At 71.5% G+C, this 12324-nt stretch carries 11 protein-coding genes; 2 read left to right on the top strand and 9 right to left on the bottom strand.

The window, feature by feature from the left end:
* Window positions 1–4: 4 nt before the first annotated feature.
* The 8 genes from H1226_RS00895 to H1226_RS00860 all read right to left on the bottom strand — a co-directional run bounded on the left by H1226_RS00895 (window position 5) and on the right by H1226_RS00860 (window position 7938).
* Window positions 5–271, bottom strand: coding sequence for a hypothetical protein (locus H1226_RS00895; protein WP_224957152.1), 267 nt, complete (start codon window positions 269–271; stop codon window positions 5–7).
* A gap of 183 nt (window positions 272–454) precedes the next feature.
* Window positions 455–3772, bottom strand: coding sequence for an arabinosyltransferase domain-containing protein (locus H1226_RS00890; RefSeq protein WP_258345008.1), 3318 nt, complete (start codon window positions 3770–3772; stop codon window positions 455–457).
* 168 nt (window positions 3773–3940) lie between these two features.
* Window positions 3941–4345: a MerR gene (locus H1226_RS00885; RefSeq protein ID WP_258345004.1), complete on the bottom strand. Its 405-nt coding sequence runs from the start codon at window positions 4343–4345 to the stop codon at window positions 3941–3943.
* Window positions 4342–4602 carry a hypothetical protein gene (locus H1226_RS00880; protein WP_258345000.1) on the bottom strand — a complete coding sequence of 87 codons (261 nt, stop codon included), beginning with the start codon at window positions 4600–4602 and terminating at the stop codon, window positions 4342–4344. The genes H1226_RS00885 and H1226_RS00880 overlap by 4 nt, the downstream gene beginning before the upstream one ends.
* Window positions 4603–4691: 89 nt before the next feature.
* A complete protein-coding gene (gene glfT1, locus H1226_RS00875; RefSeq protein ID WP_258344999.1) occupies window positions 4692–5624 on the bottom strand; it encodes a galactofuranosyltransferase GlfT1 in 933 nt (310 codons plus the stop codon).
* Window positions 5621–6436, bottom strand: coding sequence for a galactan export ABC transporter ATP-binding subunit Wzt/RfbE (wzt, locus tag H1226_RS00870; protein ID WP_224957157.1), 816 nt, complete (start codon window positions 6434–6436; stop codon window positions 5621–5623). The genes glfT1 and wzt overlap by 4 nt, the downstream gene beginning before the upstream one ends.
* Window positions 6437–6451: 15 nt before the next feature.
* Window positions 6452–7306 (bottom strand): galactan export ABC transporter permease subunit Wzm/RfbD, encoded by an 855-nt coding sequence (gene wzm / locus H1226_RS00865; protein ID WP_224957158.1) that lies wholly within the window; start codon window positions 7304–7306, stop codon window positions 6452–6454.
* Between the two features lie 98 nt (window positions 7307–7404).
* Entirely contained in the window at window positions 7405–7938 is a 534-nt protein-coding gene (locus H1226_RS00860; RefSeq protein ID WP_258344995.1) for a bacterial proteasome activator family protein, read from the bottom strand.
* Between the two features lie 101 nt (window positions 7939–8039).
* Between H1226_RS00860 and H1226_RS00855 the strand changes: the two genes are divergently transcribed.
* Complete coding sequence (locus H1226_RS00855) at window positions 8040–9239, top strand: cysteine desulfurase-like protein (RefSeq protein ID WP_258344994.1); 1200 nt, start codon at window positions 8040–8042, stop codon at window positions 9237–9239.
* A gap of 296 nt (window positions 9240–9535) precedes the next feature.
* On the opposite strand, the gene H1226_RS00850 is transcribed toward H1226_RS00855, so the two are convergent.
* The gene (locus H1226_RS00850) at window positions 9536–10516 is read right to left on the bottom strand and encodes an NAD(P)H-quinone oxidoreductase (protein WP_258344993.1); all 981 of its coding nucleotides are present in this window, start codon (window positions 10514–10516) and stop codon (window positions 9536–9538) included.
* Window positions 10517–10658: 142 nt separating this feature from the next.
* On the opposite strand from H1226_RS00850, the gene H1226_RS00845 reads away from it, so the two are divergent.
* A complete protein-coding gene (locus H1226_RS00845) occupies window positions 10659–12131 on the top strand; it encodes a M28 family peptidase (protein WP_258344991.1) in 1473 nt (490 codons plus the stop codon).
* The last annotated feature ends 193 nt before the right edge of the window (window positions 12132–12324 follow it).

Here is a 12324-nt window from a genome sequence, read left to right as displayed (position 1 = left end):
CCCGTCAGCGGCTGAACCCGGCGGGCCGGTTCGGCGCCCCGTAGGCGTTGCTGTCCGAACGCGTGCTCTCCACGTGCGCCGTGGCGACGTGCGCGAAGTTCACCGCGAACTTGCCGCCGTCCGCCGTCGTCAGCAGCGTCGTGCCGCCGGAGCCCATCAGTTCCGCCAAGCGCCCGTCCAGCGTCTCGGCCTCGGTCGCGTCCAGCGCGATGTGCAGGGGCTGGGACACGCCAGCCAGGTGCAGGACCAGTCCCGGTCGTTTCTCGCTCATGCCCCCAGCGCACCACCGCGCTGGCCCCGGCGACAGGTGCTTTCACCCTGAGCGGACGCGCCACCAGGCCTTTTCACCCTCGGCGGACACGGGAACGGCCCCGCCCCACCGGAAATCGGCGAGGCGGGCCGTCATCGCTCGGGGGCCGCCGGAACGACCCGCAGGCCGTTCCGGACGGGCTCCTCACTGCTGGTCGTCGTCACCGCCGAGCTGCTTGACGTCGTTGCGGTCGTCCGAGCTGGGCACGTCGCCCGGCAGCTGGACCGTCTTGGTCAGCGGCCCCGGCGACCACAGCCCGGAGTGCGTCTCGGAGTGCACCTCCATCGCCGCCTGCGCGGGCAGCGCGTCCGGCTCGTACGGGTCCACCTCGTACAGCGAACCCCAGTCCCGGTTCAGGTCCCCGCGCATGTAGGTCGGCAGCTCCCGCACGCTGGAGCTCACGTTCATCCAGCCGAACGGACCGCCCGCGTCCGGTGAGGACCAGCCCGCGCCGATGTCGCGGACCTCGGCACCCGCCGACACGCGGAACCGCGGCATCTCGGCGACGCCGCCGCTGATCCCGGAGATCTTCAGGCACGGGTGCACCAGCGCCGCCGTCCACTCCACGAACGTGGGGGCGTCGCCGACGACGTCGGTCATGTTCGACAGCTGCGGCGCGCGCGGCGCGCTCACCGCCAGCCAGCCGTTCGGGGACACCGCCTGGTCGATCGCGACGACCCGCATCTTGGTGGCGCCCTCGGCGTCCCCGCCGACGGTGTAGCGGTAGTCCCGCCACGACGGTCCGGGGCCCTGGCCGACGAACTGCCGGTGCATCAGCTCGAAGCCCTGCGGGGTGTCCCGGCCGAATTCGAGGACCAGCGCGTTCGCCCCGGACTCCGAACCGGCCAGGCTCAGCACCACCGGGACCTCGCCGGTCGCCGCGCGCTCCGGCAGGTCGTACCACTGGGTGCGCAGCTCGCCGGTGCCGGTGCCCGCCTCGTCGTAGCTGCCCCACACCGGGGCGGTGTCGTCGCCGAACTGGTACGGCGGGCGCCAGTCCGGCTCCTCCGGGTCCGAACCGTCCCCGACGGGCAGGCCAGGGCGGCGGAAGCCGTCCATCTTGGCGCCCAGGTACTGGCGGGCGTCCTCCTCGTCCTTGGCGCGCTTGGGCACCTCGAAGTCCGGGGCCGGCGAGCCCGGCTGCTGCCCGGACACCGGCAGCATGCCCGCCTTCGGATCGGTCTCCACGTACACGTAGTCGGACAGGCCGCAGCTGGAACCGGCCAGCTGCTTGATGTTGTCCATGCCGAGGCTGTAGCTGCCCGCCTGCTTCTGGATGACCTTGCCGAAGGTCGCCAGTTCGCCCAGCACGAGCAGCGCGCAGATGATCGCCAGCGGGGCGGTGCCCAGCCGCAGGGCGCGGCTGCGCTTCTCCATCCCCGTCCTGTCCGGGAGCTCCACGAGCTTCGGGTTCTTCTCGTCCAGCCGCAGGTGTTCGACGAACGCGACGATGCCGGCGACGGCGGCGAGGCCCAGCAGCAGCGTGCTCGCGTCGTGCCCCTTGATCGACGGCGGCTTGTCGAACCACGGCACGCCCCAGCCGGACACGTACCACCAGGCGTTCGGGCCGGTCGCGGCGAACGCGCAGATCACCATCAGACCGGCGAAGAACGCCGCCCGGTTCCGCCGCGACCGCAGCACCGTGCTGCTCGTCGCCAGCGCGGTCAACGCCGCCAGCGCGCCGCCGACCGCCGCGAAGATCCCGAAGTGGTGGGACCACTTGGTGGGGGTCAGCGCCAGCGCGACGAAGGACAGCGCGGCGACCGCCAGCAGGCGGCGGCTCGGGCCGAGCGCGGCACCGCGGATGCGGCCCCGGCGCAGCAGCATCACCGCGCAGGTGGCCAGGCACAGCATCACCAGCAGCACCGGGAACCGGCGCACCAGCGAACCGTCCGGAGTAGGGCTGAACAGCAGGTTGTAGCGGTTGAGCTCCTGGTACCAGTCCTCGCTCGGCCCGAGCTCGGTGCGCAGCTCGGTGGCGTCCATGACCGAACCCCACGTCTGGTCCGCGAACACCGCCGTGAGGATCACGAACCCGCAGGCCGCGATCGGCGCCAGCACCGGCAACCAGCCGTAGTCCTTGGCGCGCTGCCGCACCAGCCGCAGCAGCGGCTTCAGCGCCGCCACGTACGGCAGCACCGCCACCAGCCCGTGCGGCCCGGCGCCGAGCGCCAGCGCCGCGACGACCAGGCCGAGCGCGGCGGGCATCAGCCGGCCGGTGGCCACCGCCCGCTCCACCGCGCACAGCGCCAGCAGCGAGAACAGCGCGATCACCGGCTCGGCGCGCAGCCCGTTGTTGTAGGGCAGCCAGAACGCCAGGAACACCGCGGCCGCGGCCCAGCCCGCCGCGTTGCTGCGCCGCACCTGCTGTCCGAGCCGCGGCAGCACCTCCCGGCTGATCAGCATCCAGCTGACCGAACCCATCAGCAGCGCGGGCAACCGCACCCACGGCGTCGCCGTGGACACCTGCACCCACATCGAGTACAGCTCGTAGAACCAGCCGAACGGCGCCTCCGGCACCGCGAACCAGCGGTAGTAGTTGCTGATGTAGCCGGCGCTCTCCCGCGCCCGCGCGATGGTGAGGATGTAGCCGTCGTCGGAGGTCATCGCCCCCGCGATCCACCAGACGACCAGCGACCCGAACACGGCGAGGTCGCGCAGCGTCGGCTTCCACCAGCCCAGCGGCGCCCACCGCGGCGGCCGCCGGCCCGCCCGCACGTCCAGGCGGCGCAGGCACACCACCGAGCCGACGAACGACGCCAGCGCCAGCACGATCACCGCGATCTTGATCGGGGTCGCGCTGCTCTCGTAGCGGTTGTCGATGCGGGCCTCGAAGGACAGGCCCCGGATGTCGTCGACGTTCGCGTCCAGGTCGGAGAAGATGCCGGTGAGCTGCGGGCGCTGGTCGCCGCGCATGTTGGCCAGCTTCTCGTCACCGAGCTCGACCTTGGTGCCGATCGCGTCCGAGCGCACCTCGATGGCGCAGTCCCCCGGCGGCAGCGGCATCGTGCTGATCTGCTGCCCCTTCGACAGCAGCGTCACCTGGCCGTTGTCGACCTGCAGGGTCATCCCGGTGAGGTTGCCGTAGTCGGAGTCCGGCGGGTTCGTGCTCAGCAGGTTCGCCGGGCCCTGGGTGCGCGCGTCGAGGCTGCGGATCGAGGCGCACGGCACGGTCGCGTCCATCCACAGCGGTTCGAAGCTCACCAGCGGGGCGGACACCGACTCGGTGCCCTCCGCGGTGGGCCATCTCAACGTGTTGACGTCGTGCTCGACCGGCAGGAAGGGAACCGCGATGGCCAGGACCGCGCCGAGCAGCCCGAGCACGGAGGCGAACCACCTCAGCTGCTTCGCGGACGGGTCGCGCCGGTTCGCCGCCGGGCGTGCCGGAGAGTCCGCCGGTCGATCCTCGGACGACTCCGATGGGTCGTCCTTGCGACTGCTGTCTTCCTGCCCCTTAAGCACGCCAGGAGAATAGTAGTCGCTGGTCCGGGGACGTCCGGCGCGTTCGGTGCGGCCGGAATCGAGATCTCCGCCGACCCCATGAGCAGTACCGATCGAGTGATTCTCAGGCCGCTCTCAGCGTCCCGTGATCCCCCGGTGACCGCCCGGTGACCCGGACACCGGGGACGCTCAGGACGCCTCCGCCAGCAGCTGCGCCACGCGCTGGTGCGAGGTGCCGATCACCTCGGCGATGACGCGCTGGCTCAGCCCCGCCGCCCGCAGCGTCGTGATGATCTCCAGGCGGGCGCGTTCGGCGTTCTCCGCGGCCTGCCGGGACTGCTCGCGCCAGTGGACCAGCTCCTCGACCGGGCGGGTGTACTCGACGTCGCCCTGGCGGTAGTGCCAGGAGAGGTCGAAGGAGTCCGGTTCCCGGTCGGCGAGACCGGCGATGAGGTCGCGCACCTCGACGTCGAGTTCGTCGAAGTGGTCCACCTCGGTCGCCCCGGCGGGCAGCCCGCGGACCACCGCGACCCAGCCGGAGGACTCCCGGCTCACGTCCACTCGGTAGTCGCCGGCACGTTGCGTCGCGCTCATCGGTCCTCCAGCCACTTCTCGCCGAACACGGGGGCCAAACCTGTCTCGACGTGCGTCAGCACATGCCAGGAGATCTCTTTGTTGTGCCCCGTTAAACCGAATCTGGCCACTTCCGCACCGTCCCGGTCGTAGACCGCGAAGATCCGGTGCGAGCCCTTGCCCCTGCCGGGGATCTCCTTGATCGTCGCCTTCGCGCCGCGGGCCGCGCGGCGCGCCAGGCTGAGCACCTTGGCCGGCTTCAGCTTCTTGTTGACCACAGCATACTTCTACCGCGATGGCCACTCAAGCGGCAAATACGCTAGAAAGATTCGCGTTCCGCCGAACGGCGGAACGCGCGCAGCCCCGATCAGCGGCGGAAGAACTGCTCCCGGCGCCCCTGCCGGACCAGCCGCAGCCATTCCCGGAACGCCTTCGGGTCCCGGCGGTGACCGACGAAGTACAGCCCGAACCGCAGCACCTCCAGCGCACCGATCTTGCGCATCCCCGGCTGCGACAGCAGGTAGCCGCGGTTCCGGTAGGTGTAGTAGCGCTTGTTCGCGTCCGACGGGTCCTGCGCGTGGAACCGGCCGCCGAGCATCGGCTTGAACTCGTCCGACCCGTCCGGGTGCACGAACCGCGTCTTCAACGAGGTGCCGAACGGCAGGCCCGAGCGCACCACGCGGCGGTGCAGCTCCACCTCGTCGCCGCGGAAGAACAGCCGGTAGTCCGGCACGCCCACCACGTCCAGCGTGGCCGCGCGGAACAGGGCGCCGTTGAAGAACGACGCGATGCCCGGCAGGAAGTCCGCGTCGCCGCCGGGAGCGCCGAGCTCCTCCGGGTGCCGCTTCCAGGTCAGGCCGCGGCGCAGCGGGAACGCCAGCTTCTCCGGGTGGTCGATGTTCACCACGACCGGCGAGACGGCGGCGAGCTTCCGCGTGCGCGCCACCTCCAGCAGCGTCGACAGCGCGTGGTCGTCGGCGGGCCTGCCGTCGTCGTCGCCGAGCCACACCCACTCCGCGCCGAGCGCCAGCGCGTGCAGCATGCCCAGCGCGAAACCACCGGCACCGCCGAGGTTGCGCTGCGAGGGCAGGTACGTCGACGGGATCGGGCAGTCCTCGACGACCTGCCGCGCGGGCTGGTCGGGACCGTTGTCCACGACGACCAGGTGGTCCGGCACCCGGGTCTGGGTGGCGATCACCTTGAGCGACTCCGCGAGCAGCTCGCGGCGATGCCTGGTGACGATCACCGCGACGACGGAGTCGGCGGGCAGTTGCGGCTGCTCGGCGGAGTCGGTGCTCATGGTGCCTTGTCGCTCTCGATCAGGGCGGACTCGCCGATCCGCGCCAGGGTTTCCGGGCTGAGGTTCTCGAACGGGTCCTTGCCCTTGTAGGAGGTCAGGACGCTGCGCAGCGAGCCGTGCTCCCGGATGCCGCCCTTCTCCATCCAGAGCCCGGTGGTGCACAGCTCCATCAGGAACTCGTCCGAGTGCGAGGCGAACACCAGGATCCCGGAGCGCTTGACCAGGTCGTTGAGCCGGTCCCGCGCCTTGTCCAGGAATTCGGTGTCCACGGCCCCGATGCCCTCGTCGAGGATGAGGATCTCCGGGTCGATGGACGTGACCACGCCCAGCGCCAGCCGCACCCGCATGCCGGTGGAGTAGGTGCGCAGCGGCATGCCGAGGTAGTCGCCGAGCTCGGTGAACTCGGCGATGTCGTCCATCCGCTTTTCCATCTGCTTGCGGTTCATGCCGAGGAACAGACCGCGGATGATGATGTTCTCGTACCCGGAGATCTCCGGGTCCATGCCGACGCCGAGGTCGAAGACCGGCGCGACCTTGCCCACCACGCGGGCGCTGCCCCGGGTGGGCTCGTAGATGCCGGACAACAGGCGCAGCAGCGTGGACTTGCCCGCGCCGTTGTGCCCGACCAGCGCGACCCGGTCGCCGTGCCGCAGCGAGAGGTCGATGTCGTGCAGGGCCTCGATGATCGGAACCCGGCTCTCCGTGCCGATCTTGCCGCCGGCCCGTCCCAGCGCCGCCTTCTTCAGCGAGCGGGACTTGGCGTCGAAGATCGGGAAGTCGACCGCGGCATTCCAGACGTCGATGCTGACCATGTGCAGAACCCCCGATCAGATCCAGTAGGTGACGCGAGCGCGGTAGTTGCGCAGCACGACCAGCGCCAGCAGCCAGCCGACGACGGTGCAGCCGAGCACGATGCCCCAGTGGTAGAACTTCTCGTCGCCACCGATCAGCGGGTCGCGCATGATCTGGATGTAGTGGTAGAGCGGGTTGATCTCGGCGAGGTTCGCCCGCCAGCCGACGCCCTTCTCCTCCAGGATCTTCGCGTCCCACACGATCGGGGTCATGAAGAACAGCAGCGTGGTGAGGCTGTTGATCACCGGCGGGATGTCGCGGAACCGCGTCGCGATGACGCCGAACAGCAGCGCCACCCACGCGCCGTTGATCATGAGCAGCAGGAACGCCGGGAAGACCAGCAGCACGCTCCACCCGATCGGCATCTGGAAGATCGCGAGGACCACCAGGTAGACGACCATGTTGTGGGCGAACAGCAGCGCCTGGCGCCAGACCAGCCGGAGCACGTGCACGCTCAACGGGGCCGGCAGCTGCTTCATCAGGCCTTCGTTGGAGATGAAGACCTCGGTGCCCTCGGTCAGGCAGCCCAGGATGAAGTTCCAGACGATGAAGCCGACCGTCAGGTACGGCAGGAACGTCTTGATGTCCTGGTCGAACAGCTGGGAGTACAGCAGACCGAGCGCGGTCGCCGTCATGCCCATGCCGATGGTGATCCAGAGCGGGCCGATCACCGAGCGGCGGTAGCGCTGCTTGATGTCCTGCCAGCCCAGATGAGCCCAGAGCTGCTGCTGCTGGAAACCTTGCGCGATGTCGTGGAACGCCTTGCGCCAAGTCCGTGCGGACGTCTCGGGCGGGGCCGGAGGGCGCTCTTGCGTGCTTGTGGCCTGCACGGTGCGTCAGAGTACCCACAGGCCACACCCGACCGAGTACAGGGCATCGCTGCCGCGATCACTCTCGGCATACCGGACACCCTCCGGTCATCGTCCGTTCAGAGGTACTGGCCGGTTCCCCTCGGGTGCGAGGCCGGCTCGCCCTCGCCCGCGCCACCCGCGGGCAGGCCGCGCCGCATCTGCTCCAGCTGCGCCCGCGCGGCCATCTGCTGCGCGAACAACGCCGTCTGCAGGCCGTGGAACAGGCCCTCCAGCCAGCCCACGAGCTGGGCCTGCGCGATGCGCAGCTCCGACTCGGAGGGGGTGGACTCCTGGGCGAACGGGAGCGACAGCCGGTCCAGCTCCTCGATCAGCTCCGGCGCCAGGCCCTCCTCCAGCTCGCGGATGGAGGACTGGTGGATCTCCTTGAGCCTGCTGCGGCTCGCCTCGTCCAGCGGCGCGGCCCGCACCTCCTCCAGCAACTGCTTGATCATGGTGCCGATGCGCATCACCTTCGCGGGCTGCTCGACGAGCTCGCCGACGTTCTCCCGCTCGCCCACCGCCTCGGCGGACGGGTCGGCCCCCGAGCCGAGCGGGGTGCCCTCGCCCACCACGAAGATCTCGCGCTGCTGGTCCTGCTCGTTCTGGTTCATGCCCACCATCCTGCCGCGTCCGGCCGCGCCGGGTGCACGTGGCGCGCTGGATCGGACCACCCGGCGGCGGTGCGGCCCGGCCCGCTCCGTACGGTATGACCATGGCGTTCGACGTCGCTGCAGTTCGCGGGCTGTTCCCCGCGCTCGGTGACGGGTGGGTGCACCTGGACGCCCCGGCGGGCATGCAGGTTCCCGAGCAGGTCGCGACCGCGGTGTCCACCGCGCTGCGCGCCCCCGTCTCCGGGCCTGGCGGGATCTTCCCCGCGTCGCAGCGCGCCGAGGCCATCGTGGACGCAGCCCGTCGCGCACTGGCCGATCTCGTGGGTGCCGACCCCGCAGGGGTGGTGCTCGGGCCGAACTCCGCCGTGCTGCTGCAACGGCTCGCCGACGGGCTCGGCGACGGCTGGATGATCGGCGACGGCGTCGTGGTGTCCCGGCTCGACCACCCCTCCAACGTGGTGTGCTGGCAGCGGGCCGCGCAGCGCTCCGGGACCCAGGTGCGGTGGGCCGAGGTGGACATCGAGACCTGCGAGCTGCCCGCCTGGCAGTACCAGGACCTGATCGACGAGCGCACCAAGGTCGTCGCGGTCACCGCCGCCTCCGGCGCCGTCGGCACCCGCCCGGACGTCCGCCAGATCGCCGAGCTCGCCGCCGCGCACGACGCGCTCGTGGTCGTCGACGCCTCGGCCGCCGCACCGTTCCTGCCGCTGGACATCACCGCGATGGGCGCCGACGTGCTCGCGCTGAACGCCTCCGCGTGGGGCGGGCCGCCGGTCGGCGCCCTGGTGTTCCGCGACCCGGCGATGATCGACCAGCTGCCGTCGGCGGCCCTGGAACCCGGCTGGCGCGGCCCGGACCGGCTGGAGCTGGGGCCGCACGCCTACCCGCTGCTGGCCGGTCTGGTGTCGTCCGTGGACTACCTGGCCGGGCTGGACGACGCCGCCGCGGGACCGCGCCGGGAACGGCTGCTGACCTCGCTGAGCTCGGTGAAGGCCTACCAGGCGGGGCTGCTGGCGAACCTGACCGGCGGGCTGCGCAGACTGCGGAACGTGATGATCATCGGGGACGCGATGCGCCGGGTGCCGTCGATGGCGTTCACCGTGAACGGGGTGAAGGCGGTCGACGCGATCGAGCACCTCGCCGAGCAGGGCGTCTGCGCGTTCGCCGACCCGGGCACGCACGGGGTGTTCGCCGTGCTCGGCGTCGGCGAGGTCGGCGGCGCGGTGCGCGTCGGGCTCACCCACTACACGAACACCTACGAGGTCGACCAACTCCTGCGCGCGGTCGCCGCTCTCACTTGAGTGCTGGTCTTCCCACTCCTTGTGCGTAGCACTGGGGTGGCGGAACCTCAGCGGTCCCCTCGCTGCGGGATCTTTTTCCCAAGTGGCTCCGCCACGAGGGAAAAAGCTGTCCTCGCGAGGGAACCGCTGAGAACCCGCGGGTGGTCCTGCTGCATACGTGGTCGGCGGCTCAGCGGCTTCGCCGCTGACAGGAAACCGATGAAGGACCCGCCGGGCAGGGTTCGGGGGCAGGCGGGGAGCGCCTGCTGAACGGCCCACCGGCCCAGCGGGACTGGGCGAATGGGCCACTCACCTGGTCAGGGGCGGACGAGCAGGATCTTGCCGTGCACGCCGCCCGCTTCGAGCAGCGCGTGCGCGCGCGCCGCCTCCGGCAGCGGGATGCGGTCGTGCACGATCGGCAGCACCTTCCCGGCGGCGACCAGCGGCCACAGCTTCTCCCGCACGTCGGCGACGATGGCCGCCTTCCCCGTCGGGCCGTCCACCGGCCGCCCGCGCAGCCCCAGCACCGAGATGTGCAGCCGCTTCACCAGCATCTTGCCCAGGTCCAGCTCGGCCTTGCGGCCGCCCTGCATGCCGATCACGGCGAGGTGCCCGTCCGGGGCGAGCGCCGAGAGGTTCCGGTCCAGGTAGGCGGCGCCCATGTTGTCCAGCACCACGTCCGCCCCGCCGAGGCCCTTCACGACCTCCACGAAGTCCTCGTCCCGGTAGCTGATCACCGGGTCGGCGCCGAGCCGCCGGCAGAACTCGATGCTCTCCGGCGCGCCCGCGGTCGCGGCGACCCGCGCGCCCAGCGCCCGGCCGATCTGGATGGCGCTGGTGCCGATGCCGCCGGAACCGCCGTGCACCAGCAGCAGCTTCCCCTCGGCGAGACCGCCTTCCATGACCACGTTCGACCACACCGTGCACGCGACCTCCACCAGCCCGGCCGCGTCGAGGAGGTCGACGCCGTCCGGCACCGGCAGCAGCTGCGCGGCGGGCACCGCGACGCGTTCGGCGTAGCCGCCGCCGGACAGCAGCGCGCACACCTGGTCGCCGACCTGCCAGCCGGTGACGCCCTCGCCGAGCTCGGCGACGGTGCCGGAGCACTCCAGCCCGAGGACCTCGCTGGCGCCCTTCGGCGGCGGGTAGTTCCCCTGCCGCTGCGACAGGTCCGCCCGGTTCACCCCGGCCGCGGCGACCTCGACGAGCACTTCGCCGGGAGCGGGCCGCGGATCGGGCTGTTCGGTCCACTCCAGCACTTCCGGATTCCCGGGTTCACGGATCGCGATGGCATGCATGGTGCCGACGGTAGTACCTGGACGCGTTCCGGCAATATCGGGAAAACCGCCCGCCAGGACCATCATCCGGACATTCTTGACTCCGTCGGGGGAGCTGTCGAAGCTGATCGTCACGAACTCACCTTGGGGAGCCGAACAGAACATGAGTGCTGTGAAACCCGGTCGCCGCGCGACCGCCGCGTTCGCCACCTTCGCCGCGATGCTGCTCGCCGCCGTTCCCGCTTCCGCCGCCACCACCGACCTGGGCGACCGGGTCGAGGTGGACGCGGTGCACCGGCACCTGGTCGCGCTGCAGCGCATCGCCGACACGCACGACGGGAACCGCGCCTCCGGGCTGCCCGGCTACGAGGCCAGCGTGGACTACGTGGCGGGCAAGCTGCGCGCGGCCGGTTTCGACGTCACCACACCGGAATTCGACTACCAGGCGTTCTTCCTCGACTCGTTCGCGCTGGACGTGGCGGGCGCCCCGGTCGAGGGCGGCGCGCTGGAGTACTCCCCCGCGACGCCGCAGGGCGGGATCACCGCACCGCTGACCGTCGCCGCGATCGACGACACGCCCGGCTGCGAAGCCACCGACTACCCGGCGGACGTGGCGGGCTCGGTGGTGCTGGTGCAGCGCGGTTCCTGCACGTTCGCGGAGAAGCAGCTGGTCGCCGCGGAACTCGGCGCCGCGGGCACGATCGTCTACAACAACGTCGAAGGCCCGCTGAACGGCACCCTGGGCGACCCGGCCGACGCCCGGATCCCCAGCGCGGGCGTCGACCTCGCCACCGGGCAGCGGCTCGCCGAGCAGGCCGGCGCGCAGGTGCACCTGGACGTGCAGTCGCGGCTGGAGGACATCACCACTCGCAACGTCCTCGCCCAGACCCGGAGCGGCCGCACCGACAACGTGGTGGTCGCCGGGGCGCACCTGGACAGCGTCCCCGAAGGCGCGGGCATCAACGACAACGGCAGCGGCACCGCCGGGCTGCTGGCCACCGCGGAAGCCCTCGGCGGCAACCCGGGCGCGGAGAACGCGGTGCGCTTCGCGTTCTGGGGCGCGGAGGAATCCGGTCTCGTCGGCTCGACGAAGTACGTGCAGGGCCTCGGGTTCGAGCAGCAGCTGGACATCGCGCTGTACCTGAACTTCGACATGATCGGCTCCCCGAACGCCGGGTACTTCGCCTACGACGGCGACGACTCGGACGGCGTCGGCGCGGGCCCCGGCCCGCACGGTTCCGGCGCCATCGAGCGGGACCTGGTGGCGGCGCTGGCCGAGCAGGGCGTCGAGGCCGAGGGCACCGACTTCGACGGGCGCTCGGACTACGGCGAGTTCATCGCGAACGGCATCCCCGCGGGCGGGCTGTTCACCGGCGGCGACGGCACGAAGACCGAGGAGCAGGCCGCGAAGTGGGGCGGCACCGCCGGGCAGACCTTCGACCCGAACTACCACACCCCGCAGGACGACCTGTCCAACGTGGACCGGGTGGCGCTGGAGCGGAACTCGAAGGCGCTGGCCGACACCATCGGCCGGTACGCGCAGAGCACCGCGGGCGTCAACGGCGCGCAGGGCCGCACCGCCCAGCGCACCGCCGCCGCACCGCTCCCCCGGCTCGGGGAGCACGCGGTCCGCTGATCGAGTGGCCGAGCGGCCCGCCCGGACCGGGTGGACCGCTCGGCCCGATCCGGCACGGGCGGACCCCGGCCCGCCCGCTCGCCCGCCGATCCGGTCCCGCGGCCCGCAGCGTCCCGGTCGGCGCAGGCGGTGCGCGGCGGCCCGTCCCGCCGATCCGCTCCGGCCGTCGCCCACCGCGGACTAACCTGGTGGG

It is taken from the genome of Saccharopolyspora gregorii (assembly GCF_024734405.1).
Classification (GTDB): domain Bacteria; phylum Actinomycetota; class Actinomycetes; order Mycobacteriales; family Pseudonocardiaceae; genus Saccharopolyspora_C; species Saccharopolyspora_C gregorii.
Note: the sequence above shows the minus strand (reverse complement) of the source record. Positions and strands in the feature narration are given on the sequence as shown.

What these genes read in the sequence shown, in the direction of transcription:
- H1226_RS00885 (WP_258345004.1), bottom strand. Translation starts at nt 4,345, where the DNA reads ATGAGCGCGACGCAACGTGCCGGCGACTACCGAGTGGACGTGAGCCGG.
- H1226_RS00850 (WP_258344993.1), bottom strand. Translation starts at nt 10,516, where the DNA reads ATGCATGCCATCGCGATCCGTGAACCCGGGAATCCGGAAGTGCTGGAG.
- glfT1 (WP_258344999.1), bottom strand. Translation starts at nt 5,624, where the DNA reads ATGAGCACCGACTCCGCCGAGCAGCCGCAACTGCCCGCCGACTCCGTC.
- H1226_RS00860 (WP_258344995.1), bottom strand. Translation starts at nt 7,938, where the DNA reads ATGAACCAGAACGAGCAGGACCAGCAGCGCGAGATCTTCGTGGTGGGC.
- H1226_RS00895 (WP_224957152.1), bottom strand. Translation starts at nt 271, where the DNA reads ATGAGCGAGAAACGACCGGGACTGGTCCTGCACCTGGCTGGCGTGTCC.
- H1226_RS00855 (WP_258344994.1), top strand. Translation starts at nt 8,040, where the DNA reads ATGGCGTTCGACGTCGCTGCAGTTCGCGGGCTGTTCCCCGCGCTCGGT.
- wzt (WP_224957157.1), bottom strand. Translation starts at nt 6,436, where the DNA reads ATGGTCAGCATCGACGTCTGGAATGCCGCGGTCGACTTCCCGATCTTC.
- H1226_RS00845 (WP_258344991.1), top strand. Translation starts at nt 10,659, where the DNA reads ATGAGTGCTGTGAAACCCGGTCGCCGCGCGACCGCCGCGTTCGCCACC.